18 protein-coding genes and 1 pseudogene are annotated in these 25,121 nt (G+C 71.0%); 11 read left to right on the top strand and 8 right to left on the bottom strand.

What is annotated here, in order from left to right; genetic code table 11:
* Nucleotides 1-1,253: pseudogene (locus NS3_RS29420) on the top strand (hypothetical protein); the annotation flags it as partial.
* A 23-nt stretch (nt 1,254-1,276) separates the two neighbouring features.
* On the opposite strand, the gene NS3_RS05485 reads toward NS3_RS29420, so the two are convergent.
* Genes NS3_RS05485 through NS3_RS05475 form a run of 3 tightly spaced genes read right to left on the bottom strand, consistent with a single transcriptional unit; the run spans nt 1,277 to nt 4,858 of the window.
* On the bottom strand, nt 1,277-3,769 hold the full coding sequence (locus NS3_RS05485; RefSeq protein ID WP_067854443.1) for an ABC transporter permease: 2,493 nt from the start codon (nt 3,767-3,769) through the stop codon (nt 1,277-1,279).
* On the bottom strand, nt 3,766-4,509 hold the full coding sequence (locus NS3_RS05480; protein ID WP_067854439.1) for an ABC transporter ATP-binding protein: 744 nt from the start codon (nt 4,507-4,509) through the stop codon (nt 3,766-3,768). Before NS3_RS05480 ends, NS3_RS05485 begins: the two co-directional genes overlap by 4 nt.
* 28 nt (nt 4,510-4,537) lie before the next feature.
* The gene (locus tag NS3_RS05475; RefSeq protein WP_067854642.1) at nt 4,538-4,858 is read right to left on the bottom strand and encodes a hypothetical protein; all 321 of its coding nucleotides are present in this window, start codon (nt 4,856-4,858) and stop codon (nt 4,538-4,540) included.
* Nucleotides 4,859-5,045: 187 nt separating this feature from the next.
* On the opposite strand from NS3_RS05475, the gene NS3_RS05470 reads away from it, so the two are divergent.
* Genes NS3_RS05470 through NS3_RS30490 form a run of 3 tightly spaced genes read left to right on the top strand, consistent with a single transcriptional unit; the run spans nt 5,046 to nt 9,821 of the window.
* Entirely contained in the window at nt 5,046-6,386 is a 1,341-nt protein-coding gene (locus NS3_RS05470; protein ID WP_084495059.1) for a sensor histidine kinase, read from the top strand.
* A 35-nt stretch (nt 6,387-6,421) separates the two neighbouring features.
* Nucleotides 6,422-7,075, top strand: coding sequence for a response regulator (locus NS3_RS05465; RefSeq protein ID WP_067854639.1), 654 nt, complete (start codon nt 6,422-6,424; stop codon nt 7,073-7,075).
* A 46-nt stretch (nt 7,076-7,121) separates the two neighbouring features.
* Entirely contained in the window at nt 7,122-9,821 is a 2,700-nt protein-coding gene (locus NS3_RS30490; RefSeq protein WP_373865279.1) for a protein kinase domain-containing protein, read from the top strand.
* Between the two features lie 117 nt (nt 9,822-9,938).
* Here the strand turns inward: NS3_RS30490 and NS3_RS05455 are convergent, their stop codons facing one another.
* Complete coding sequence (locus NS3_RS05455; protein ID WP_245649469.1) at nt 9,939-11,111, bottom strand: cytochrome P450 family protein; 1,173 nt, start codon at nt 11,109-11,111, stop codon at nt 9,939-9,941.
* Between the two features lie 298 nt (nt 11,112-11,409).
* On the opposite strand from NS3_RS05455, the gene NS3_RS05450 reads away from it, so the two are divergent.
* The 4 genes from NS3_RS05450 (at nt 11,410) to gatB (ending at nt 16,469) form a co-directional block, all read left to right on the top strand.
* On the top strand, nt 11,410-12,306 hold the full coding sequence (locus NS3_RS05450; protein WP_084495058.1) for a serine hydrolase: 897 nt from the start codon (nt 11,410-11,412) through the stop codon (nt 12,304-12,306).
* Nucleotides 12,307-12,379: 73 nt separating this feature from the next.
* Nucleotides 12,380-13,414 (top strand): ATP-dependent 6-phosphofructokinase, encoded by a 1,035-nt coding sequence (locus tag NS3_RS05445; RefSeq protein ID WP_067854430.1) that lies wholly within the window; start codon nt 12,380-12,382, stop codon nt 13,412-13,414.
* Between the two features lie 120 nt (nt 13,415-13,534).
* A complete protein-coding gene (locus tag NS3_RS05440) occupies nt 13,535-14,911 on the top strand; it encodes an alpha/beta hydrolase family protein (RefSeq protein WP_067854427.1) in 1,377 nt (458 codons plus the stop codon).
* Between the two features lie 52 nt (nt 14,912-14,963).
* A complete protein-coding gene (gene gatB, locus NS3_RS05435) occupies nt 14,964-16,469 on the top strand; it encodes an Asp-tRNA(Asn)/Glu-tRNA(Gln) amidotransferase subunit GatB (RefSeq protein ID WP_067854424.1) in 1,506 nt (501 codons plus the stop codon).
* Between the two features lie 128 nt (nt 16,470-16,597).
* Here gatB and NS3_RS05430 read toward each other — a convergent pair whose 3' ends face one another.
* Together NS3_RS05430 and NS3_RS05425 are read right to left on the bottom strand one after the other, a co-directional pair.
* The gene (locus NS3_RS05430; protein ID WP_067854421.1) at nt 16,598-17,032 is read right to left on the bottom strand and encodes a DUF4259 domain-containing protein; all 435 of its coding nucleotides are present in this window, start codon (nt 17,030-17,032) and stop codon (nt 16,598-16,600) included.
* A 116-nt stretch (nt 17,033-17,148) separates the two neighbouring features.
* A complete protein-coding gene (locus NS3_RS05425) occupies nt 17,149-18,255 on the bottom strand; it encodes a PQQ-dependent sugar dehydrogenase (RefSeq protein WP_067854417.1) in 1,107 nt (368 codons plus the stop codon).
* A 127-nt stretch (nt 18,256-18,382) separates the two neighbouring features.
* Here NS3_RS05425 and NS3_RS05420 point away from each other — a divergent pair, with 127 nt between their 5' ends.
* Nucleotides 18,383-19,405 carry a DoxX family protein gene (locus tag NS3_RS05420; RefSeq protein WP_067854413.1) on the top strand — a complete coding sequence of 341 codons (1,023 nt, stop codon included), beginning with the start codon at nt 18,383-18,385 and terminating at the stop codon, nt 19,403-19,405.
* Nucleotides 19,406-19,479: 74 nt separating this feature from the next.
* Here the strand turns inward: NS3_RS05420 and ilvD are convergent, their stop codons facing one another.
* Both ilvD and NS3_RS05410 read right to left on the bottom strand, forming a co-directional pair.
* Nucleotides 19,480-21,330, bottom strand: coding sequence for a dihydroxy-acid dehydratase (gene ilvD / locus NS3_RS05415; protein WP_067854410.1), 1,851 nt, complete (start codon nt 21,328-21,330; stop codon nt 19,480-19,482).
* Between the two features lie 206 nt (nt 21,331-21,536).
* Complete coding sequence (locus NS3_RS05410) at nt 21,537-22,235, bottom strand: PH domain-containing protein (protein WP_084495056.1); 699 nt, start codon at nt 22,233-22,235, stop codon at nt 21,537-21,539.
* 360 nt (nt 22,236-22,595) lie between these two features.
* Here NS3_RS05410 and NS3_RS05405 point away from each other — a divergent pair, with 360 nt between their 5' ends.
* Entirely contained in the window at nt 22,596-24,551 is a 1,956-nt protein-coding gene (locus NS3_RS05405) for an acetolactate synthase large subunit (protein WP_067854407.1), read from the top strand.
* A complete protein-coding gene (ilvN, locus tag NS3_RS05400; RefSeq protein WP_067854404.1) occupies nt 24,548-25,051 on the top strand; it encodes an acetolactate synthase small subunit in 504 nt (167 codons plus the stop codon). The genes NS3_RS05405 and ilvN overlap by 4 nt, the downstream gene beginning before the upstream one ends.
* Nucleotides 25,052-25,121 lie beyond the last annotated feature (70 nt).

Raw genomic sequence — 25,121 nt, 5'->3', positions numbered from 1 at the left:
ACCAGGTACCCCCGCCGCCCGCGCAGCAGTCCGGCGCGCCCGCGCAGGCGCCACCCCTCGCGCAGCCCCCGATTCCGCTCGCCCAGGGGGCGCCCGGCATGCCGGTCCCGCCCCAGGCGGCGCCTCATGTGCCGGGGGCGGGACAGGTCGGCGGCGTGCCCTCCTCGGCCGGTCCCGTGGGCGGCGGCGAGGCCTCGACCGTGCGGCATCGCGAGGTGTCCGCCGACCCCCGGGGCGAGCCGCCGACCGGCCGGCCCGGAGCCGAGCGCGATGCGTCCGGCGACGATGCTTCTCCTGCGGGCAGGGTCAGCCTGGTGAAGGGCGCGGTGAGCCGGGAGCGGGACGAGGTCGAGGGCGCCGGAGCCGCTGAACCCGGCGGCGAGCCCGCCGACGTGTCATCGCGGCGACCGGCCGAGCCGAGCGCGGAAGCAATGGCGCGGCATCCGGCGGGGACGCCCCCAGCGGGTGGCGCGCCCCACCACTTCGACCCGGGTGCGGGGCATCCGCCCGGCGGCTACGGCCCGCCGCCGACGCCGCAGGCCTACCCGCCGAATCCCGCCGAGCCGCCACGGCGTTCGTTCGGGTCGGCGTTGCTGGTGGCCCCGCTGATCCTCGGGGTGGTGGCCGTGCTGGCGCTGGTCGTCGGCGTGGTCGTGGTGGTGCAGTTGCGCACCGACCCCGCTTCCTCGCCCTCGCCCGAGGCGGCCGCGCCGCCCACGACGACGCCGAGCCGGACGGTCACCTCGGACCCGTTCATGATGAGTCGCAAGGTATTTCCGCGGTTGCTTCCGCAGGGCAGCGACACCGAGGGGCCGGGGTACGAGGCGACGACCTGTTACGCGCATCGGCGCGAGGATACGTTGCGGATCGACGAGCCGACGCTGAGTTCCGGGCCCTGGCTGATCGCCTGGGAATGCCTCGCCGCCGCGGGCAGCGAGCGGTCGATGGATTACGTGATCCTGCAATATGATTCGCCGCGCGTGGTCGGCGAGGTCGTCGCGGATCTGCCGCCCGCGATCGAGACCGTCGGCCGCAAGGACGGCGAGCCGGTCACCCAGCGGGTCTGGGTGGAGGCCGACTCGCGGCAGGCTCTGGTCCACACCGCCCATCTCGCGGTCGCCTTCCCCGCCGATTCCCCGCGCGGCTCCTACCTGCTCTACGCGGGTCACACCGGCGCGTCCCGGCATCCGCTGGCCTCGCTGCCCTCGGCCGACGAACAACTCGTCGCCTGGTGGGTGGACGCGCCGATCTGAGCGCAGCCCGCGCCCGGATCCGGTCAGTCGACCGCCAGCGCTCGCACGATCGGCATCCGCGCCGCGCGGATCGCGGGCGGGATCGACCCGAGCAGCGCGAGCAGCAGGGCGGCGAGGCCGTACACGAGCAGTATCGGGCTCGGGGAGTAGGCGATATCGACGGTGACGGCGTGCCCGATGGCCACGTCGGCGAGATACTGCACGGCCGCGCCGACGACCAGCCCGATCATCGCGCCGATCACCCCGATCCCGGCCGCTTCGGCCAGGACCGAGCGCAGCAGGAACCGGCGTCCGGTGCCGATCGCCCTGAGCACGCCGAGTTCGCGGCGGCGTTCGAGCACCGAGAGCATCAGGGTGTTCAGCAGTGCGACCGTGGCCACCAGCACCACGATCCACAGGATGGACCGGCTCATGGCCGAACCCTGGCGCAGACTCGACGAGATGGCGGTCACCACCTCGTCGCCGGTGTCGACGTGATAGCCCGGCGGCGCCACCGCGCGGATCGCCTGCCGCACATCGGCGAGATCGGCGCCGGGGGCGGTGTCGACAGCGATCAACGTCTCGCCGGGGCGTCCGTACCAGTCGCGCATGTGGTCGAGATCCATCATGACCACGCCCGCGACCGCCGACATGTACGGGATCACCTGGAGCACTTCGACATCGCGCGGGCCGGACGGGGTGTTCAGGGTGAGCGTGTCGCCGGTGTCCACGCCTTGCGAGCGCGCGACGTCGCGGGAGACCACCACGCCTTCGCCGCTGTCCATCCGGGGCAGCAGCGAGCGGTCGACGGTGCCCACGCGGACCTCACCGCGCTCGGTCGGATAGCCCTGCAGCATGACCCGGCCCGCGCCGACCGTCGCAAACGCCATCTGCGCCGGTTCGGCGGCCGCCACGCCGGGCAGCGCGGCGATCTTCGTGCGCAGGTCGCCGGGCACGACCGGTCCGGTCGGGAATTTCTCCATCGAGCCGGGGCCGACGTAGAGGTCGGTCTTCGCCAGGTCGGCGAAACTGCGGGTGGCGGAATCGACCATGTCCTGCGCGGCGCCGCCGATCGAGACCGTCGCGGCGACACCGATCATGACCGTCATCGCGGTCGCCCACACCCGGCGTGGTGCCCGTTCGAGCGTGGTCGCGCCCAAGGTGCCCGGCCCGCCGAAGATCCGGGCGATCGCACCCGCCCCGCGCACAATGGGGCCGGTGGCGGCGAAGCAGATCAGCACCGCCGCGAGGAACGCCGCCGAGATGGCGGCCAGCGACAGCCTCCCGAGATCGGCGTAGGCGATCACGATCGCCACGACGGCCAGCGCCACGCCCGCGCCCGCGGCGACCCACCGGGTCACCGGCGACGCGGTGTCGCCGCTGCCCGCGCCCACCGGCACCAGCGCCTCGACGGGAGCCACCTTGTACACCTGACGCGCGGCCAGCGCCGCGGCCCCCACACTGGCCAGCACGCAGGCCGCCACGGCGACCGGCACCGCGTAGCCGGGCACCAGGTACTCGGTGCGCGCTTCGACCGACTGCACCAGCGCGGCGGGCAGCAGGTCGATGGTCAACCGGCCGGTGAAGATGCCGATCACCGCGCCGACCGCACCGCCGAGCAGGCCGAGCAGTGCGGCTTCGACGAGCAGGTCGCGCACCATCGGCCCGCGCCGTGCGCCGATCGCGCGCACCAGCGACAGCGTCGGCCTGCGCTGCGCCACCGCCATACTCATCGCGTTGTAGATGAGGAACGCCGAGACGATCAGCGCGGCCGCCGCCGACATCAGCGTCGAATAGCGCACGATCTGGATCGCGCCACCTGCCTGGGCCGTGCGCAGATCCGGATCGGCCACCACCGCACGGCCGTCCACCGCGGTGACGAGCGCGGCCCGCAACTCCTCGACGTCGGCGCCGTCGGCGGCGACGATCTGGACCGAGTCGAGCCTGCCCGCGCGATCGACGATCCGTTGCGCCAGCGGCAACGGCGCGGCCACGATATGGCCGCCGTTCAGCTTGCCGGCGGCCTCGGCGTCGAGAACACCGGCGACGGTGACGGTTTCGCCGCCGAGTGGGAAGCGCTCGCCCTCCGCCCGGCCCATCGCCGCCCCGACCAGGACGCCGTTGGGGGTGGCGAGCAGTTTCGTCGCCTGCGCGCCCATCGGCCCGGCCAGTTCGCTGCCCAGCGCGGAGACCGAGGCGTCGGCGCCGAGCAGCAGCGCACGGTCCTCGCCCGTCCCGATCGGGGCGCGCAGCATCGGCACCGCGTGCTCGACACCGGGTGTCGCGGCGATGGCGGGCAGGAGGTTCTGCTCGAACCCGGCTTCGGTGATGCCGGAGACCTCGAGGACGGCGTCGCCGCCGAGGGCCCGGGTGAGCCGTTCCACCGATCCGGTCACCGACCCGGAGATGCTCAGCACCGATACCAGCAGTCCGGCGGACACGCCCATCACGGTCAGCGACATCAAGGTGCGGCCGGGATGGGCGAGCAACTCGCCGATATTGAACAGCCGCAGCCGATCCAGTGCGGCGCGGATCATGCCGACACCGTGCCCGCGTCGGAGGCGGCGCTGCCGGCAGCCGCGTGACGGTCGGTGCGCTCGATGGAGCCGATCCGGCCGTCGCGCAGGGTGATCACCCGGTCGCAGTAGCGCACCGCCCCCAGGTCGTGGGTGACCATGACGATCGAATTGCCCTCTCGCGCCAGCTCACCCAGCAGTTCGAGGATGGCCGCGCCGGTCGCCGAGTCCAAGTTGCCGGTCGGCTCGTCGGCCAGGATGAGCGGCGGGTTCATGATCAGCGCCCGCGCCACCGCCACCCGCTGCATCTGACCGCCGGACAGCTCGGCGGGCCGGTGCCCGGCCCGGTCGGCCAGTCCCACGCGCTCGAGCAGTTCCAACGCGCGCGGCTTGGCCTTGCGTAATCCGGTGCCGTCCAGCAACTTCGGGATGGCGACGTTCTCCCAGGCGGTCAATGTCGGCAGCAGGTTGAAGAATTGGAACACGAAACCGACGCGGTGGCGGCGGAACTCGGCCTGACGCTCCTCCGGCAGCGAACCGATCTCCTCGCCCTGGAACGTGATCGAACCGGAGTCGGGATTGTCGAGTGCGCCGAGCAGATGCAGCAGGGTGCTCTTGCCGGAACCGGACGGACCGATGATCGAGGTGAACTCGCCGGGCTCGATCCGCAGATCCACACCGTCGAGCGCGCGCACGGTCTGCCCGCCGACGCGGTACTCCTTGGTGACGCCCGACAGTTCCAGCATGGCCGGTTCCGACATGGGACGAATCCCCCTCCGTTGGTTGGAATCAGCGCGCAGGCGCCAGGGAAGCGAGGCTGCGGCGAACATACTGCGCATCCAGGAGCGCTCGCAGTTCGGGTTGTTCGGCGCACAGCTCGCGATACATCTCCTCGGCCGTCCGGCCCTGCGCCGCGCCCAGTTCGATCTTGACGTTCCAGTGGTTGCGCCAGCGGTAGCCGAGGGTGAGCAGCAGGCCGTCGACCCCGCCGAAGAGCCGGTCCAGATCCGGCAGCCCGTCGAAGAGGCCGGGGTCGTCCGGGTCGACCGCGGCTCGGGCGAGGACGGTGCGCACGAGTTCGGTGCGTGCGTGCTGATCGGTCCAGGTCATCTCGATCACCTCCGTGATGCCCCGCCGCGATCCTGATGTCGCGGTGGGGCTGACCGGACCAACGCTACGGGCGCGAGCCGCCTCGATCGTCGTGCCGGGGCACCGAATCCGCCTCCTACCGTGGTAGGAGGACCGGACCGCTTCCGGCACGATGTGACGCGCTCCCGGCCGCGGCTAATCTGAACCCATGGATGTGCTGCAGGCCACAGCGGCGGGGGTCGGTCCCGCCGTGCCGTTCCGCAGCAGCGGCAGCGTCCGTGACCGGCTCGCGGCGTTCGTGCGGCATCCGATCGCGGTGTCGCGCCGCAATCTCGAGGAACTGCCCTTCGACTATCCGCCCGCCGTGCTGTTGTGCGCGGATCTGGCGTTCCTGGTGATCAGTGTGATCGCCGTCGTGCAACGTCACGAGTACTTCCCGACGCTGTTGCCGCTGCTGGCACTGGTGGTCGTGCACGCGCCGGTGCCGCTGTTCTGCCTGCTCGGGGTGACGCCGAGACCGACCCTGCTGGCAGGCGGCGCGATGGTGGCCACCGCGCTGTTCCTGCTCCAACCGGTGCCCTCGGATTTCGCGCCGTTCGTGCTGGTGCTCGCGGTCGGCGAGGTCGCCGCCATCGCGCCGAAACGCTACAGCGCGCCGTTCGCGGTGCTCGCGGTCGCTGAACTGGCCGTGTTCGACCTCGGCGGGCGACTGGCCTGGAGCGACAGCGGTGAGCCGATGCAAGGCCTGCTCATGTACACCGCGGGGGTGGCGCTGGGCTGGATGGTCGGGGTGATGCTGCGATACCAGCGGCACTTCCTCTACCAGGAGCGCGAGAGCCAGTCCATCCGCGCCGCGCAGGCCGCCGACGAGGAACGTCGCCGCATCGCCCGCGAGGTGCACGATGTGATCGCGCATTCGCTCAGCGTCACCTTGTTGCATCTGACCGCCGCCAGGCACGCCCTGCAGACCGACCGCGACGTGGACGAGGCGGTGGAGGCGCTCGTCGACGCCGAACGTCTCGGCAGGCAGGCGATGGCCGACATCCGCCGCACCGTCGGGCTGCTCGGCGACCGGCGCACCAGCCACCTGCCCGAACCCGGCGTCCGCGACCTGCCCGACCTGGTCGCCGACTTCGCCAAGGCCGGCCTGCGCATCGACCACGTCCGGCTCGACGAGCACCTGGACGCGGTGTCGGCGGCGGTCGGGTTGGCGCTCTACCGGATCGGGCAGGAATCGCTGGCCAATGTGGTCAAGCACGCCCCGGACGCGACGGTCGCCGTCGAACTGCGGGTGCGCGCGGGTGCGGCGACACTGCGGGTCGACAACACCCTCTCCGGTGGTCCGGCCGTGGATCGCGGCGGCGGGATGGGGCTGGCGGGGATGCGGCAACGTGCCGATCTGCTGGGCGGGGAACTGTGCGCGGGCCCGGCGGATGAGGGCTGGTCGGTCCGCGCCCGGTTCCCCCTGAACGCGGGTGCGCGGGCGTCGGCGTGCCGCATCGCGACGATCGACGGTGGATTCGCGACACAGACCGGGGAGAACGGGTGACGACGGGGACGAACGAACCGGGGAACGCGGTGACGGTGCTCGTCGTCGACGACCAGGAACTGGTACGCGGCGGACTGCGACGCATCCTGCGCAGGCGTGACGGCTTCGAGGTGCACGAATGCGCCGACGGCGACGAGGTGCCCGTCGCCGTCGCCGCGACCGCGCCCGACGTGGTGCTGATGGATCTGCGGATGAAACGCGTCGGCGGCATCGACGCCACCCGCAGGCTGCGCCTGGTCGCCGACGCCCCGCCGGTGCTGGTGCTCACCACCTTCGACGACGACCAACTGCTGTCCGGGGCGCTGCGCGCCGGAGCGGCGGGCTTCCTGCTCAAGGACTCGCCGGCCGAGGATCTGATCCGGGCGGTCCGCACGGTTGCCGGGGGCGGCGCGTGGCTGGATCCGGCGGTCACCGAGCGTGTGCTGAGCGCCTATCGAACGGTGCGTCCTTCCCCCGCCCGGGTGAGCGACCGGCTGGCCGAGCTCACCGCCCGCGAGTACGAAGTGCTCGAGCTGATCGGCCGGGGCCGGGTGAACGCGGAGATCGCCGGTGAGCTCGGCATCTCCGAGGTCACCGTGAAAAGCCATGTGGGCCACATCTTCGGCAAGCTCGACCTGCGTGACCGGGCCGCTGCCATTGTCTTCGCGTTTGACCACGGGGTGGTTTCACCTGGAGAATCCATGGCCTGAGGGGCGGCGCAAGCCCTTGCCGCGCCCGAGACTGGAGGTGCACGGGGTGGACGGTCCTGGACGGCGGGTAGGCACTCGGTTCGGCCCCTACGAGTTGCGCGCGCTGCTCGGCAAGGGCGGGATGGGCGAGGTCTACGAAGCCTTCGACACCACCCGGCACCGGCTGGTCGCGGTGAAGTTGCTGTCGGAGGCGCTGGCCCAGGATCCGGTCTATCAGGAGCGTTTCCGCCGCGAGTCGCAGGCGGCGGCCCGGCTGGCCGAACCGCACGTCATTCCCATCCACGACTGGGGCGACATCGACGGCGTGCTGTTCCTCGACATGCGCCTGGTCGCGGGTGCGGACCTGCGCACCATCCTGCATCACACCGGCCCGCTGGACCCCGCTCGCGCCGTGCGTCTGGTGGAACAGATCGCCGCCGCCCTGGACGCCGCACACGCCGAAGGCCTGGTGCACCGCGATGTGAAACCGGCCAACATCCTGGTCACCGATGCCGACTTCGCCTACCTGGCCGATTTCGGCATCGCGCACACCGAGGGCGATTCGGCGATCACCCAGGTCGGCATGGCCGTCGGCTCCTACATCTACATGGCGCCGGAACGCTTCGACGCGGGCCCCGTCACCGGCCGCTCCGACATCTACTCGCTGGCCTGCGTCCTCTACGAATGCCTCACCGGCGCCGCGCCGTTCCCCGCCGCGGGCATGACCGCGCTGGTGAAGGCGCACATGACCCAGGCGCCGCCGCGCGCCAGCGCCCAGCACCCGGGACTGCCGCCCGCCATCGACGCGGTGATCGCCACCGCGATGGCCAAGAACCCCGCCGACCGCTACGCCACCGCCCTGGAATTCAGCCGGGCGGCCCGTTCGGCGCTCGGCATGCGCGACACCGGTCCGGCGCCGGTCGCCGCCCCGAAGTCCACGGTGCAGGCTTCCGGTCAGACCACGCGCGCGGTGTTCGGCAAGGGTGCGGCGGGTCCCGGCGTCTTCGGCACCACGCCCGCCGCACCCGCGACCGGGGCCGTCCCGGCGACGACCGGCACCGGTCCGACCTTCGTGGTGCACGCCCCCGACCCCGCGCGCTTCGGCGCGAAATCCGAGCCGGGCGTCGCATCGACATTGCTGCCGCCCGAGTCCACGGGTGAGGTTTCGGCGGTGATCCATCCGACCGGGCCCACCGAGATCCGGGCTTCGGAGTTCGAGTTCAGCCCGCTGCCCACCCAGGAGCAGCAGGCCGTGCCCCCGGTCCCCTCGCCCGTCCCGGCCCCGGCCTCCGGCGCGATCCCGCAGGTGCGACCGTTCCCGGACGCCCACCTGTACGACGAGGGGCAACGCTACGGCGAGGACTCGGTCAGCGCGCCGCTGCCGGTCACCCCGCCGCTGCCGGTCACCCCGCCGGTGGTCTCCACCCCGCGGCCCGCGGTCGGCCTCGGCGACGTCTCCGGCGGCGACTCGCACGATCAGCCCTACTCCGACGAACACCCGTCGGGCACCTACCGGGTGCCCGCGGGCTTCTCGAAGGGCGCCGCCGACCCGACCCGGCAGTACGACCCGGCCGAGCCGGGAGCGCAGGGCGGCTATATCGGCGCGCCCGCCTACAGCAGCGATGCCGGCCGCGACGAGCTGATCGCGCCCGCGACCACCCGCTACAACGTTGCGCCGGTCCCCGAAGTCGCCCAGCCCGCCCCCGAGACCAGGCGCTACCCCGGCTCGATCGAACCGTCGCCCGGCGACATGGCGGGAAACCCCCCGCAGGGCTACCCGCATCCCGCGCGGGGACAGGACGGTTACGGCGCGGACGACTTCGGCCAGGACCCATACGCCGAGCAGGCCTACAGCCGACAGCCCAACCCCTTCGCCGAGCCCCACGCGGGACGACACGCGGACCCGTACCCGCGTGGACGGAATCCGTATGGCTCGCAACCGGATCCGTACGCGGCGCAAGCCGATCCCTATGGCGCGCAGGCGGACCCCTACGGCTCGCAGGCCGATCCTCGTGCGGCCCGCAATGATCCCTACGGCGCCCAGGGGGAACCGTATGCGGCGCAGGGTGATCCCTACGGCGCCCAGGGGGAACCGTATGCGGCGCAGGGCGATCCCTTCGGCCCCCAGAGTGATCCCTATGGTGGGCAAGGCGATCCCTACGCCCAGCAGCACGACCCGTACGCCCGGGATCCGTACGCCTCGCCCGGCTACGTGCACCCGCAGGCCGACCCCGACGCCTACCGCGACCCGTACGGGCAGCGGTCCGAACGATCACTGCTCCTGCCGATCCTCGCCGCCTGCGCGGTCGTCGCGCTGCTGGCGGTCGGCGGTCTCGTGGTGTGGCGGTTCCTCGGCGGCGACGGCGCGGACACCGCCGCCGGTGGCGCCGCGACGACCGCCACCACCGCGGCGTTCCCCGCCGGTTCCGGTGCCGGCGCGGATGCGGGTGGTCCGACGACATCGGCCGGACGGCCCACCACGACCACCAGCACACCGGTCCGCCTGCCCACGGGATCGACGCCGTGTGGTTCGACCTCGAGCAGTGCCAACGGCAATGCCGCCGCGGGCAATGGGGTCACCAGCTGTCCCTTCGCCGAAGAGGTCCGGCGTGCCTACGCCGCGCAGGCATCGCCGGGCTCGAGCTCCCCGCAAACGGTCACCGCGGTCAGCCCGGTCACCGGTCGCGCGTACACCATGACGTGTACTCCGTCGGGCGGGCTGGTCACCTGCACCGGTGGTGAGAACGCCATCGTCTACGTGTACTGAGGCGGACGGCGCGACGACCGCGCCGGATTGTGTATGCCGCAGGCCCTTCGGTGTCCTCGACCGGGTCCGGCCCGGGACGCCGACCAGCCGACCGGCCCGCCACCACAGGAACCCGGACTACAGGGGCGCGCAGGGCGGGAAGGTGACCGGCAGCGCGGCGAGCGCACGGTGCGGCGCGCCGGGCCGCCAGCCGATCTCCTCGATCGGCACCGCGCGGCGCAGCTCGGGAATCGCGTCGAGCAGCAGTTCGAGCGCTTCGTGGGCGATCATCGTCGCCACCGGCACGGCCGGGCACGCCCGCGGGCCGGCGCCCCACGCCAGATGCGAACGATTGCCGGTGCGGTCGCCGGTGACGGCCGGGTCGTTGTTGCACGCCGCCAAGCCGATCAGCACCGGCTGCTGCTCGGGCAGGAACGTCTCGCCGATGATCTGTGGCTGGCGCGGATAGCGCGGGCAGTGGTTGGCCAGCGGCGGATCGGTGAACAGCACCTCCTCGACGGCGTCGCGCACGGTGAGCACGCCGCCGAGCAGCCCGCCGCGGAAGCCGTCGTCGGTGGTCATCAGCAACAGGGTGTTGGCGATCAGATTCCAGGTCGGCTCGGTGGCGGCGAGATACAGCGTGGTGATCCGGCGGATCAGTTCGGCGTCGTCGAGGTCGGGCGAGCTGTCCATCAGCCGGGAGATCAGGTCGCCCTCGGGCTGCTCGCGCTTGGCGGCGAGCGTGTCGGCGAAGGTGGCGGTGAGCCGGCGTTCGGCGCGTTCGGCCGTGGTGGCGTCCTGCGCGTCGCGCAGTTGCGACGTCGCGGTGTGGGCGGCCTCGCCGTCGAGCGGGCTCAGCCCCAGCATGATGTCGACGACTCCGACGGTGAGCGGGATGGCGTAGTCGCCGAGGAGTTCGGCCTCGCCGGTCCGGCAGAACCGGTTGATCAGCGGCACCGCGATCTGCTCGACGGCGCGGCGCAGCGCGAACAGATCGACGCGGGCGAGGCAGTCGGCGTAGGCGGTGTGCCGATCGCCGTGCCCGGCCGGTTCGGCCGGGAATCGGGCCTCGTCGGTCAGGATCTGCAGCGCGTCGCGGTAGCCGACCACCAAGGTCGCGCGCACGCCGTCGGAGATCTCCACCGGCACGAAGGAACCGTACTTCTCGCGCAGCTCCCGGTAGGCGCGGTGCGGGTCGGCGGCGAATTCCGCCGAGTGCAGCCGCACCGGCTCGTCGTCCCGGCGCGGTGCGGCGGCGCGCGGGCCCGATGGCATGAACGAGCAACTGGTGATCAAACGCGGTACCCCCATGAACGACAGCGAGTGGACAACGGGAAATGCTGTACTGCACGGTCTTTCACGCACACGCTGCCGAGCCCCCGGTGCAGGGGGCGATTGATCGGAATCCTCGCCCGGACGTACTCTCGGGCAGATCGAAATTGTTCGACACACGTGTGTTTCGAGCAAGTGCGGGCGAGCATACCGCGCGCGTCCGGCGATTCGGCCGACCGACGCGGGACGCGAGTGGTCGAACACCGTGACGCCCAGTACGGTGTCACATCAGCCGACACGGTCACCGGGGCCGGGTGGTGCTGGTTGCGAGGACGAGATGGCTGCTGATCGGTTCGGCCGCATGGTTGCGGCGCTGGGCGGGAGCGTGCTGGTATTGGCGCTGCTCACCGGGTGCACGGTCGACCGCGAGAGCGATGTGGACGCCGACGCCGCCACGCTGCCCGTCACCGGGACGACCACCCCCACGGTGACCGGAGCGCCGATCGAGGTCACGCTCCCCGGCACGCTGGCCGCCGATTTCCAGCTCTGGAAGGCCGACATCGACGGTCGGGCGGGCATGGCGCTCATGCCGGTCGGCGGCACCCGGCCGGTCGTCTTCGGCGACTGGACCAGCGGCCCGGCCTGGTCGACGATCAAGGTGCCACTGGTGATCGCGGCCCAGCGCGCGGACGCGACCGTGTCCGCCTACTCGATGAACGCGGCCGTCACCGCCTCCGACAACACCGCCGCCGACGCCCTCTGGCAGGGACTCGGCGGCGGCAAGCAGGCCGCGCAGGCCATCGAGGAAGTGCTGCGCGAGGTGGGCGACAGCACCACCGCGGTGCCCGCCACCCGGCCCAGGGCCGAGCATTCGGCCTTCGGCCAGTCCGAGTGGTCGCTGGCCGAGCAGATCCGCTTCGCCGCCCAGCTGCCCTGCCTGCCCGGTTCGCAGACCGTGCTGGAGTTGATGGGGCAGATCATCCCGAACCACCAGTGGGGCCTCGGCACGGTGACAGGCGCGCATTTCAAGGGGGGCTGGGGGCCGGACACCTCGGGGAACTACCTCGTCCGCCAGTTCGGCATCATCGACGGACCGGGCGGCCGGATCGCGGTGGCGATGGCCGCCGAACCGGAATCGGGCACCTTCGCCGACGGCATGACCGCGCTGAACGGGATGGCCGAGCTGATCTCCCAGCACCTCGACGAACTCGCGGGCGGCAGCTGCCCGTCGTGAGCCCGCGCCCCGTAACGCAGGGTTCACGGGGGCGCGGCTGCCGGATCGGCCCGAGCGGGGCAAGATAGCGGCCATGCGCATCGGAGTCTTGACCGGAGGCGGAGACTGTCCAGGGCTGAACGCGGTGATCCGCGCGATCGTTCGCACCGCGAACGGTCGCTACGGAGACGCGATCGTCGGATTCCAGGACGGGTGGCGCGGTCTACTCGAAGACCGCAAGATCAACATCCTCAACGACGACCGCACCGACCGGCTGCTCAACAAGGGCGGCACCATGCTCGGCACCGCACGGACCAACCCCGACGTGCTACGTGAGGGGCTCGGACGGATCAGAAGGACCCTCGACGACAACGGCATCGAAGCACTCATCCCGATCGGTGGCGAGGGCACCCTCACCGCCGCCAGCTGGCTGGCCGACGAGGGGGTGCCGGTCGTCGGTGTCCCCAAGACCATCGACAACGACATCGACTGCACCGACGTCACTTTCGGCCACGACACCGCCCTGAGCATCGCCACCGAGGCCATCGACCGCCTGCACACCACCGCCGAGTCCCACCAGCGCGTCATGCTGGTGGAGGTGATGGGCAGGCACGCGGGCTGGATCGCGGTGAACTCCGGCATGGCCGCGGGCGCCCACCTGACCCTGGTGCCCGAGGAGCCCTTCGACGTCGACGAGGTCTGCACCCTGATCAAGCGTCGCTTCCAGCGCGGCGACAAGCACTTCATCTGCGTGGTCGCCGAGGGCTCGCATCCGGCTCCCGAGTCCGGTTTCGCGTTGCGCGAGGGCGGCATCGACGAGTTCGGCCACGAGCGTTTCACCGGCGTCGCCCAGCAACTCGGCGTCGAGATCGAGCGCCGCATCGGTAAGGAAGTTCGCACCACCGTGCTCGGTCACGTGCAGCGCGGCGGCAGCCCCACCCCGTACGACCGGGTGCTGGCGACGCGTTTCGGTCTGCATGCCGCCGAAGCGGTGCACGCCGGGCAGTTCGGCAAGATGGTCGCGTTGCACGGCACCGCCATCGAATTGGTGGCGCTGTCGGAGGCGACCAAGCAGCTCAAGCGGGTGCCCGCCGACCGGTACGCCGAAGCCAAGGCGTTCTTCGGCTGAGCCGGCCGCAAACCCGCACCGCCGCCCTGAGATCCGTCGGCACCACCTCATCCTGGAGGCGGATCCCGGGGCGACCGAAGGTGGACTCGCGCGCCCCGGCCCGGCCGGTAGGGTGCGGCTATGCGCCCCGGGTATCTGATCACCGCACTCGTCGCGGTTCTGTTCGCCGTCACGGCATGCTCGTCCGGATCGGACGGTCCCGAGCCGGTCGGCGGAGACTGGCACGGGACCATCGAGGTGCCGAATTCCCCGATCGAGGTCGGCGTGACCTTCACCGGCCCGGATTCGGCCACCATCGACATCCCGGTGCAGGGGATCGAGGACGTCGCACTGCGCGACGTGCGCACCGCCCCCGGCGACGTCGGCTTCGCCATCCCGGACATCCCCGGCGAGCCGACCTTCAAGGGCTCCCTGGACGAGGCGACCGGGCGCATCGGCGGCGACTTCACCCAGCTGGGTCAGAGCTTCCCGCTGACCCTCGAACCGGGCGCGATCGCGCCCCTCGCGCGTCCGCAGGAACCGAAACCGCCGTTCCCGTACCGCGCCGAGGACGTCGACTTCGCCGCCGGTGATCTCACCGTGGCGGGCACTCTGACCCTGCCGGAGGGCGACGGCCCGTTCCCCGCGGTCGTGTTGATCACCGGCAGCGGCGCGCAGAATCGCGACGAGGAGTTGTTCGGCCACAAGCCGTTCCTGCTGATCGCCGACACGCTCACCCGCGCGGGCTACGCGGTGTTGCGCACCGACGACCGCGGTGTCGGCGGCACCGGCGGCGACCTGAACACCGCCACCTACGACGACCTGGCCCGCGACGTCGAGTCCGGCGTGGACTACCTGCGCGGCCGCGCCGATATCGACCCGGCTCGCATCGGCCTGTTCGGCCACAGCGAGGGCGGCTACCTCGCCCCGCTGGTCGCCGCTCGCCCCGACAGCGGCATCGCCTTCGCCGTCCTCATGGCCGGCCCCTCGGTGGACGGCGGCGCCGTGCTGATCGAACAGACCCGCGCCATCCTCGCCGCGAGCGGCACGCCCGCCGAGGAGATCGACAAGCAGCTCGCCGACACCACCGAGATGGTGGGCCTGCTGCGCGCGGGCGATCTGGAGGGCGCTCGGGCCGTCTACGACCGGCAGCTCGCCGAGATGCCCGAGGAAGTGCGCGAATCCGCCGCGCAGGCGGGCAGCCCCATCACCCCGTACTACGCCTCCTTCGTCACCTACGATCCCGCGCCCGCGCTCTCGGCGCTGCGTATCCCGGTGCTGGCCTTCTACGGCGGCAAGGACCTGCAGGTGCTCCCCGCACAGAACGAGCAGCCCGCACGGGATCTGCTGGCCGGGAATCCGGTTGCCACGGTGCACGTCTTCCCCGAGGCCAATCACCTGATGCAGCCCTCGACGACGGGCAACCTCGACGAGTACGCCACCATCGAGACCACCATCGACCCGCAGGTGCTGACTTTCGTCACCGACTGGCTGACCGGCCGCGTGCCGCCGAAGTGACCCGCAGGAGGTCGTGACGATCGCGCGGGCGGGCTTACCTAGACTGATCCCCATGAGCGCACCCACGGTCGAGCTGATGGATTACGCCGATGTCGTCGCCCGGTACGAGCCGGTGCTCGGCATGGAGGTCCACGTCGAACTCTCCACGGCGACCAAGATGTTCTGCGGCTGCCCGACCGAGTTCGGCGCCGAGCCGAACACCCAGGTGTGCCCGGTCTGCCTGGGCCTGCCCGGCTCGCTGCCGGTGGTCAACGAGAAGGCCGTCGAGTCGGCCATCCGGATCGGCCTGGCGCTGAACTGTTCCATCACCCCATGGGGCCGGTTCGCGCGCAAGAACTACTTCTACCCGGATCAGCCGAAGAACTACCAGATCAGCCAGTACGACGAGCCGATCGCCACCGACGGCTACCTCGACGTGGTGCTCGACGACGGCAGCGTGTTCCGCGTCGACATCGAGCGCGCCCACATGGAGGAGGACACCGGCAAGTCGCTGCACGTCGGCGGCGCCACCGGCCGCATCCACGGCGCCAGCCACTCCCTGCTCGACTACAACCGCGCAGGCGTGCCGCTCATCGAGATCGTCACCAAGCCGATCACCGGCGCGGGGGAGCGGGCCCCCGAGGTCGCCCGCGCCTACGTCACCGCACTGCGCGACTTGCTCGAATCGCTCGGTGTCTCCGACGTGAAGATGGAGCAGGGCTCGCTGCGCTGCGACGCCAACGTCTCGCTGATGCCCGTCGGCGCCACCGAATTCGGCACCCGCACCGAGACCAAGAACGTCAACTCGCTGCGCAGCGTCGAGATCGCGGTGCGCTACGAGATGCGCCGCCAGGCCGCGGTGCTCACCTCCGGTGGCAGCATCGTCCAGGAGACCAGGCACTTCCACGAGGCCGACGGCTCCACCTCGCCCGGCCGTCGCAAGGAGACCGCCGAGGACTACCGCTACTTCCCCGAGCCCGACCTCTTGCCGATCGCTCCCGCCGAGGAGTGGATCGAGGAATTGCGCGCCACCATCCCCGAATACCCGTGGCTGCGCCGCGCCCGCATCCAGGCCGACTGGGAGCTGTCCGACGAGGTCATGCGCGATGTCGTCAACGCGGGCGCGCTCGAGCTGATCATCGCCACCGTCGAGGCGGGCGCCCCGGTCAACGAGGCCCGCTCCTGGTGGGTCGCCTACCTCAGCGAGAAGGCCAAGGAACGCGGCGTCGCCCTGTCCGACCTGCCCATCACCCCCACCCAGGTGGCCGAAGTCGTGAAGCTGGTCGAGGCCAAGACGGTCAACAGCAAGGTCGCCAAGCAGGTCGTCGACTTCGTGCTCGACGGCGAGGGCGAACCCGCCGCGATCGTCGAGGCCAAGGGCCTGGGCATGGTCAGCGACGAGGGCGCCCTGCAGGCCGAGGTCGAGAAGGCGCTGGCCGCCAACCCCGACATCGCCGACAAGATCCGCTCCGGCAAGGTCCAGGCCGCCGGCAAGATCGTCGGCGACGTCATGAAGGCCACTCGCGGCCAGGCCGACGCCGCCCGAGTCCGCGAACTCGTCCTCGCCGCCTGCTCCTGAGTTCTCCCGCCGCCGCCCGCGATCCCCGGATCGCGGGCGGTGCTGCGTCGTAACCTCCGTGCAGGCGATCTACGGCCTGGTACAGGCACTGTCCGCCCGGTGGTGGCGGCTCCTCGGGAGCGAAAGATCTAGTTCACCGGACGGGTTTCGGCGGATCGTCCGTTCAGGGCGTCGAGGAAACGGTCCAGGGAGCGGGACATCGTCTCGCCGAACCCGCCGCCGCCCTCGTCCCACAATTCGAACCACTCGTTGTCGGCGGGGTTCTGGAGGCGGCGCAGGCCGCGGGCCGCCAGTTCGCGCAGTTCGGCGGTGACCGTGAGCTCGATTCCCTCGGCGCTGCGGACGATGTCGGGGTCGGGCAGGGGCGAGTCCAGATGGGTCAGCAGCACCGCGACGCCGATCGCGCCCTGCGCCTCGTAGCACTCGACGTAGTCCTGCTCGAGCACGTCGCGGAAGACCTGGCGGATGTGCGCTTCGGCGGCCTCCTGGTCGACGTCGCGCAATCCGGCGATCGCGTCGTGCGAACCGTCGTTGTCGAAAGGCCCTTCGCCCCAAGCTCCCACGTGTTTCTTCCCTTCTCGGTCGATGCGCGGTGAGCGTAGCGGCGAGGACCGACACAGCCCGGACCTCGGCGGCTCAGGCGCTGGTCGGTCCCGTACGTCCTCGGTCGGTCAGCCGATCAGTCGGGCCCACCGCCGCCGCCACCCGAGGGCGGCGGGACGATCACGACGCGGTCGTCGTTGGGGCCGGGCGCGCCGCCGTCGCTCTTGTTGACCGTGCCGACCCAGACATTGCCGTCCGGGCCGATGGTCGCCCCGCCGATCCGGCCGTAGCGGTCCTGGACGAGCAGGGTCGGCGCGGTGGTCACGGCGCCGGTGGCCGGGTCGGTCGCGGCGATCGCCACCGCCTTGGCGTCGGTCAGCGCGACCGCGACACCGTCGGCGACCGCCGCGCAGCCCGCTACCCCGGGGCGATCCGCCCAGGTCCACGCGACCGACAGGGTGCCGTCCGGGCCGAGCCGCTGCAGGCGGTCCGCCACAGCGGTGCGGTCGGTGAACCACACCGCCTCGGTGCTGTCGCGGCACACGTCACCGGCCGTGCCGATACCGGAGGCGACGATCCGGGGGGATGTGGCGCCGGGCGCGGGGGAGTCCAGGCTCAGCAGCTTGCCCGCCAGCGAGCCCGGCGAACTCGCCTGGCCGGGATTGCCCGCGTCGCCGGTCAGCACCATCAGCCGGTCCGGGGTGGCCCATTCGATCGCGCCGCGATTGCCGGTGGCGCCCTTGGGGATTCCGGTCAGGATGTCCTTGGGCGCGCCGTTCTCGGCCAGCCGTACCACCCGGTTGTCGGAGCCGGTGGTGATGTAGGCGTAGATCAGGCCGTCCTCGCCGTAGGTCGGCGAGAGCACGATGTCGAGGAGCCCGCCGTCGCCGGAGCCGTCCACCGGCAGGGTGGCGATCTCCACCGGCGGGATGTCGGGATCGACGACCTTCACGATGCGCCCGGTGCGACGCTCGGCGACCAGCACGCCCTCCCCGATGCCGACCAGTCCGCCGGTGGTGTCCAGGCAGGTCGCGACCACCGAGGGGTCCTGGTCGATGCACGGGCCGCTCGGCCTGGTAGTGGAGTTCGGCGGCTGATCCGGGGATTCCGGAGCGGCCGGTGCGTATGTCGGCTCGGGCGTGAACGGGCTCGACGCGGAATCGTCGAACCTCGCACATCCGGCCAGCAGAGTGGACCCGAGCGCCACACACATCGCGACGCGCGCCACGGCAACCGATCTCATGCCCCAGACGTTACGGAAACCCCGCCGCTCGCGCTGCCGCCGGGTCGGGGTCCCGCCGGAGGTTCGCGGACACGCCGTCGCCCGTACCGGCCGCACGCTCGGGTTTCGCGGCCTAATGTGTACAGCCGTGAGCGACAAGCCGAAAGCGACGTCCGCAGGTTCCACCGAGGGCAACCGGTCCGCTGTGTCCACCACCGGCGCGTCCACGAGCCGCGTGACCAGTCCGATGGACAATCCCACCGAGCAGTTCCGGGCGATGGAATTGTCGACACGGGACGTGCCACGTACCGACGAGGAGCTAGGCCTGGACCCGGACGTGCCAACGGTGGAAAACCGCGCGGCCGCGACCGGACCTGTGAAGTCCGCCGACCCGGCCGAGCCGCGTCCCGGCACCTCCGAGCCCACCCAGCCCGAGCCCGGCAAGCCCGACCTTCGCAAGCAGGATTCGGCCGCCACGGCCGCCGGTCTCGACGAGGACACCGGCCCGGATGCCGAACCCGTGGCCGACCGGGGCAGCGAGACCGCCGCCTACGCCTACGCCAGCATCCCGCCCGCCGCGAACACCCCCGGCGAGCGCAGCGCCGCGGCCCGCAGACGCGCGGCCGAGAACCGGCGCGGCACGCTGGATCTCGGTTTGCTCGTGCTGCGCCTGGTCGTCGGCGCGATCTTCCTCTACCACGGTCTGCAGAAGCTGACCGGCTGGTTCCACGGCTCCGGCCTGGACGGCACCCGCGACATGATGGCCGAGGGCGGCTGGGACCACCCCACGCTGTCGACGATCCTGCTCGTCGTCGGCGAGGTCGGTGGCGGCGCACTGCTGATCCTCGGCCTGGCCACCCCGCTCGCCGCGGGTGCGGTGCTCGCCGTGATCCTCAACGCCTGGGCCTGGAAGCAGGGCATGTTGCCCGGATTCCAGTTCAACTCCTCGGTCCCCACCGGCGTCGAGATCGACACCATCCTGGCGGGCACGGCCGTGGCGATCATCCTCACCGGCCCCGGCAAGCTCTCCTTGGACCGCAGCCGCGGCTGGGCCACCCGACCCTTCATCGGCTCGCTCACCGCCCTGCTGCTCGCGGTCGTGGCCGCCGCCCTCACCTTCTGGTACCTGCACGGCGGCAACCCGCTGACCGGCATCGGCCCCTTCGACTGACGTCCACCTCCGGACCGCACGACGAAGGCCCCGGCTCTCGGGAAGCCGGGGCCTTCGTCGTCGGCGATCGGGGGTCAGAAGCGCTCGGGCACCTGGCGAACCGCGCCCTTGTCGGCCGAGGTGGCCAGCGCCGCGTAGGCGCGCAGCGCCGTGGTGACCGGACGCTGCCGGTCCACCGGCTGCCACGGCCGCTCCGAGGCGTCCATCTTGGCGCGCCGCTCGGCCAGCACCGCGTCGTCCACGAGCACCTCGAGAGTGCGGGTGGCGACGTCGATGCGGATCTGGTCACCATTCTCGACCAGGCCGATCACGCCGCCGCTGGCCGCCTCCGGCGAGATATGGCCGATGGACAGACCCGAGGTGCCGCCGGAGAACCGGCCGTCGGTGATGAGCGCGCACTTCTTGCCCAGACCCGCGCCCTTCAGGAACGCGGTGGGGTGCAACATCTCCTGCATACCCGGACCGCCCGCCGGGCCCTCGTATCGGACCACGACCACGTCACCGGGCTGGATCTTCTTGCCGAGGATCATCGACACGGCTTCCTCCTGCGACTCGACCACCACGGCCGGGCCCTGGAAGGAGAACAGGTCCTCGTCGATGCCCGCGGTCTTGAGGATCGCGCCGTCGGGAGCGATGTTGCCGCGCAACACGACCAGGCCGCCCTCGACGGTGTAGGCGTGCTCCTTGTCGCGGATGCAGCCGCCCGCGGCGTCGGTGTCCAGCGAGGACCAGCGGTTCTCGGTGGAGAACGGCTCGGTGGTGCGCACCCCGCCGGGCGCGGCGTGGAACAGTTCGATCGCTTCCTCGGACGCCTTGCCGGAGCGGATGTCCCAGGTGTCGAGCCACTCGTCGAAGCTCGCGGTGTGCACGGTGGTCACGTCGGTCTCGAGCAGTCCGGCGCGGCGCAGTTCGCCCAGGATGGCGGGGATGCCGCCGGCGCGGTGCACGTCTTCCATGTGGTAGTCGGAGTTCGGCGAGACCTTCGACAGGCAGGGCACCCGGCGGCTGATCTTGTCGATGGTCTGCAGGTCGAAGTCGATCTCGCCTTCCTGCGCGGCGGCGAGGGTGTGCAGCACGGTGTTGGTGGAACCGCCCATCGCCACGTCCAGAGCCATCGCGTTGCGGAAGGCCTTGGCGTTCGCGACATTGCGCGGCAGCACCGAGGCGTCGTCGTCGCGGTACCAGCGGTTGGCGATGTCGACGATCACCTTGCCCGCCCGCTCGAACAGCGCGCGTCGGGCGGCGTGGGTGGCCAGAGTGGAGCCGTTGCCGGGCAGGGCCAGGCCCAGCGCCTCGGTCAGGCAGTTCATCGAATTGGCGGTGAACATGCCCGAGCAGGAACCGCAGGTCGGGCAGGCGCTGCGCTCGACCTCGCTGAGACCGTCGTCGGAGACGGCGGCGTTGGCACTGGCCGAGATCGCGGTGATCAGGTCGGTCGGAGCCTGCGCGACACCGTCGACCACCACGGCCTTACCAGCCTCCATCGGCCCGCCGGAGACGAACACGGCCGGGATGTTCAGGCGCATGGCGGCGTTGAGCATGCCGGGGGTGATCTTGTCGCAGTTGGAGATACAGACCAGCGCGTCGGCGGTGTGCGCGTTGGCCATGTATTCCACCGAGTCGGCGATGATCTCGCGCGAGGGCAGCGAGTAGAGCATGCCGCCGTGGCCCATCGCGATGCCGTCGTCCACGGCGATGGTGTGGAATTCGCGCGGCACGCCACCCGCGGCGCGGACCGCTTGGGCCACGATCTCGCCGACGTCCTTGAGATGCACATGGCCGGGCACGAACTGGGTGTAGGAGTTCGCGATCGCGACGATGGGCTTGCCGAAGTCGGAGTCGGTGAGGCCGGTGGCCCGCCACAGCGCGCGTGCGCCTGCGGCATTGCGTCCGGCGGTGGTGGTGCGTGAACGAAGCGGTGGCATGTGTGATCGTCCTCGAAAGGTGCGGTGGGCTGAGTGTGCTGGGGCGGGTGTGCGCTGCGTGTCGCCGCGGACCTCGCGCCGACGGAGAAGGGTGGTGCCGTCGGCGTGAGCGGGTCGATCGGGGGTCGCCGCACCGGGTGACCCGCCTGTTGCACGGCCCCACGAGCTTACGCCGGGCTCACGAACGGCCCGGCGGGAGACGGGGATCAGCCCTCGTCGGAGCGGGTCTCGTCCGCGCCCTTCCCGGTTTCCGGGGTCGTCCCGGTGTCGGCGGGCTTCTCGGTGTCGCCGGTCTTCGTGGTGTCGCTCGTCTTCGTGGTGTCGCCGGTCTTCGGGGCGTCGCTGGTCGCCGGAGCGTCCGAAGTCTCTTCGGCCTGCGCCGACTCCTCGGCCTTCTCGGCCTCCCGTCGCGCCTCCCACTCGGCCTGGCGCTTGGCTTCCTCGGCGGCGAACACGTCCGGCAGCCTGCCCTGCGAAGCGGTGATCAGCTTGCGCAGCTGGTCGTAGCCGACCGCGGGCAGCGACACCACCGAATCGTCGGCCAGGTGCGCCCGTACGTAACCGCGCTTGGGAATGCTCACCCCCTTCACCTGTTCCCAGTCCAGATGCCGGGACGAGAACACCCGCCGCAGATCGAGCCCGTCGTCGGACACCACGGTCCGCGTGCGGGCGATCCACACGACGACCACGACGGGCAGCAGCATCAGCCACCACAGCAGCTTCGGCCACCCGACGACGAACAGGAACACGCCCAGTGCGAGCACCACCACGCCGAGGTAGGCGAGCTGAGTGACCCGTATGACCGTCCGGTGACCGGCGGCAGCCGACGAGCTACCCGTCGACGATCCGGTCTCGGCGGTGTGGGACGATTTACCCGGTGGCACGGACTGATGCGGTGATGACACACCACCATCCTCGCATCCTGGTGATCGGACACAAGCAACCACTGTTGTCCCACATAATGGGACGCGCGGGGTCATCTGTTTGACTGTTCGGTTCACGCGGCCTTAACGTCGTGCGCGTGAATCGAAACGAGTTGCTCGTACTCGGCCGGCGCGTCCAGCGTTGAGCCTGACTGCCTGAGTCGAATACGTCAGCTCGCGTTTGCGACGCGCCACCCTCGAACAGCCATCGCTGTCGAGGGCTTTTTTGTGTTCGGACATCTCGAGTTCGGGCATCGTCCGGCGCGGCGGGTCGCAGACGCCGGTCGTGCCAGGCACACAAGTGTTGTCCGGGGTCGGAACGACAAGTAAGGAACGAAGACGGTGAGCGCACCAACCGCACGACCCGGGCCCTCGGCCCGCAGGTCAGCGCCTTCGGCGAATCAGCAGACCGGTAGCCAGGCGAATCAGCCCGCCGGCACGGCCAACCGCCGCCAGGTCCCGCCCGAGCGGGTGACCGGCGCGCAGTCGGTCGTCCGATCGCTCGAGGAGCTCGGCGTCGACACCGTCTTCGGCATCCCCGGCGGCGCGATCCTGCCCGTCTACGACCCGCTGTTCGACTCCACCAAGGTCCGTCACGTGCTGGTGCGCCACGAGCAGGGCGCCGGCCACGCCGCCACCGGTTACGCGCAGGCCACCGGCAAGGTCGGTGTGTGTATGGCCACATCCGGCCCCGGCGCGACCAACCTGGTGACCCCGATCGCCGACGCCCAGATGGACTCGGTCCCGATCGTCGCCATCACCGGCCAGGTCGGCCGCAGCCTCATCGGCACCGACGCCTTCCAGGAAGCCGACATCTCCGGCATCACCATGCCGATCACCAAGCACAACTTCCTGATCACCGACGGCATCGACATCCCGCGCATGATCGCCGAGGCGTTCTACCTGGCTGCCTCCGGTCGTCCCGGCGCCGTCCTGGTCGACATCCCCAAGGACGTGCTGCAGGCGCAGACCACCTTCACCTGGCCGCCGGAGATGCGGCTGCCCGGCTACCGCCCGGTCACCAAGCCGCACGGCAAGCAGGTCCGCGAGGCCGCCAGGATGATCCTCGACGCCAAGCGCCCGGTGCTCTACGTCGGCGGCGGCGTCATCAAGGCCGACGCCTCGGCCGAGCTGCTGGCGCTGGCCGAGCTGACCGGCATCCCGGTGGTCACCACCCTGATGGCGCGCGGCGCGTTCCCCGACAGCCATCGACTGAACATGGGCATGCCGGGCATGCACGGCACCGTCGGCGCCGTCGCCGCGCTGCAGAAGTCGGATCTGTTGATCACTCTCGGCGCCCGCTTCGACGACCGGGTCACCGGCCAGCTCGACTCCTTCGCGCCCGAGGCCAAGGTCATCCACGCCGACATCGACCCGGCCGAGATCGGCAAGAACCGGCATGCCGACGTCCCGATCGTCGGTGACTGCCGAGAGGTCATCGCCGAGCTGGTCGAGACCCTGCAGGCCGACCCGGCCCTCGGCGGCGAGGCTCCGCTGCTGGACCTGACCGAGTGGTGGACCTACCTCGACGGCATCCGCGACCAGTACCCGCTGGGCTGGACCCCACCGAGCGACGGCTCGCTGTCGCCGGAATTCGTCATCGATGCCCTCGGCCGCCTGGCCGGACCCGACGCCATCTACTGCGCGGGCGTCGGCCAGCACCAGATGTGGGCCGCCCAGTTCGTCAAGTACGAGAAGCCGCGCACCTGGCTCAATTCCGGCGGCCTGGGCACCATGGGCTACGCCGTGCCCGCCGCGATGGGCGCCAAGATGGGCATGCCCGACCGTGAGGTCTGGGCGGTCGACGGCGACGGCTGCTTCCAGATGACCAATCAGGAACTGGCCACCTGCGCTGTCGAGGGCGTGCCGATCAAGGTGGCGCTGATCAACAACGGCAACCTCGGCATGGTCCGCCAGTGGCAGACCCTGTTCTACGAGGAGCGCTACTCCAACACCGACCTGGGCACCCACACTCTGCGCATCCCCGACTTCGTCAAGCTCGCCGAAGCCCTGGGCTGCCACGGCATCCGGGTGGAGAAGGAGGAGGAGGTCGAGGCCGCGATCCGCGAGGCGCAGTCGATCAACGACCGCCCCGTCGTCATCGATTTCATCGTCGGCAAGGACGCCCAGGTGTGGCCGATGGTCGCCGCGGGCACCAGCAACGACGAGATCATGGCCGCGCGCGGCATCCGTCCGCTCTTCGACGAGGACGAGCAGGCCGCCGAGCCCGCCGTCATCCACGAGGCGATGACGCACGGCCAGCAGCAGGCAGCAGAGAACGAGGGGACCGAAGCATGAGCAGCACCCACACCCTGAGCGTCCTGGTCGAGGACAAGCCGGGCGTGCTGGCGCGGGTGGCGAGCCTGTTCTCCCGCCGTGGGTTCAATATCGAGTCGCTGGCGGTCGGTGGCACCGAACTGCCCGACATCTCGCGGATGACCATCGTCGTCACCGTCGAGGATCTGCCGCTCGAGCAGGTCACCAAGCAGCTCAACAAGCTGGTGAACGTCATCAAGATCGTCGAGCAGGACGCCGACGCGTCGGTGGCCCGCGAACTGATCCTGGTGAAGGTGCGCGCCGACGCCAGCGTGCGGACCCAGGTGATCGAGGCCGTGCAGCTGTTCCGCGCCAAGGTCATCGACGTCTCGCCGGACGCGCTCACCGTCGAGGCGACCGGCACCCGTTCCAAGCTCGACGCGCTGCTGCGCATGCTCGAGCCGTTCGGCATCCGGGAGATCGTGCAGTCCGGTGTCGTCGCGGTCGGTCGCGGACCCAAGTCCATCACCGCCACCCGCTGAGTAGCACAATTCCAAACCGTCACCCGTGCGTCAGCACGGTGCTCCCCGCCGCCGGCGGGGATGATCCTCC

It is taken from the genome of Nocardia shimofusensis NBRC 100134 (genome assembly GCF_001613125.1).
Lineage (GTDB): Bacteria > Actinomycetota > Actinomycetes > Mycobacteriales > Mycobacteriaceae > Nocardia > Nocardia shimofusensis.
Note: the sequence above shows the minus strand (reverse complement) of the source record. Positions and strands in the feature narration are given on the sequence as shown.

What these genes read in the sequence shown, in the direction of transcription:
- NS3_RS05445 (WP_067854430.1), top strand. Translation starts at nt 12,380, where the DNA reads ATGCGCATCGGAGTCTTGACCGGAGGCGGAGACTGTCCAGGGCTGAAC.
- ilvD (WP_067854410.1), bottom strand. Translation starts at nt 21,330, where the DNA reads ATGCCACCGCTTCGTTCACGCACCACCACCGCCGGACGCAATGCCGCA.
- NS3_RS05480 (WP_067854439.1), bottom strand. Translation starts at nt 4,509, where the DNA reads ATGTCGGAACCGGCCATGCTGGAACTGTCGGGCGTCACCAAGGAGTAC.
- ilvN (WP_067854404.1), top strand. Translation starts at nt 24,548, where the DNA reads ATGAGCAGCACCCACACCCTGAGCGTCCTGGTCGAGGACAAGCCGGGC.
- NS3_RS05475 (WP_067854642.1), bottom strand. Translation starts at nt 4,858, where the DNA reads ATGACCTGGACCGATCAGCACGCACGCACCGAACTCGTGCGCACCGTC.
- NS3_RS05425 (WP_067854417.1), bottom strand. Translation starts at nt 18,255, where the DNA reads ATGAGATCGGTTGCCGTGGCGCGCGTCGCGATGTGTGTGGCGCTCGGG.
- gatB (WP_067854424.1), top strand. Translation starts at nt 14,964, where the DNA reads ATGAGCGCACCCACGGTCGAGCTGATGGATTACGCCGATGTCGTCGCC.
- NS3_RS05450 (WP_084495058.1), top strand. Translation starts at nt 11,410, where the DNA reads ATGGCTGCTGATCGGTTCGGCCGCATGGTTGCGGCGCTGGGCGGGAGC.
- NS3_RS05485 (WP_067854443.1), bottom strand. Translation starts at nt 3,769, where the DNA reads ATGATCCGCGCCGCACTGGATCGGCTGCGGCTGTTCAATATCGGCGAG.
- NS3_RS05470 (WP_084495059.1), top strand. Translation starts at nt 5,046, where the DNA reads ATGGATGTGCTGCAGGCCACAGCGGCGGGGGTCGGTCCCGCCGTGCCG.
- NS3_RS05455 (WP_245649469.1), bottom strand. Translation starts at nt 11,111, where the DNA reads ATGGGGGTACCGCGTTTGATCACCAGTTGCTCGTTCATGCCATCGGGC.
- NS3_RS05440 (WP_067854427.1), top strand. Translation starts at nt 13,535, where the DNA reads ATGCGCCCCGGGTATCTGATCACCGCACTCGTCGCGGTTCTGTTCGCC.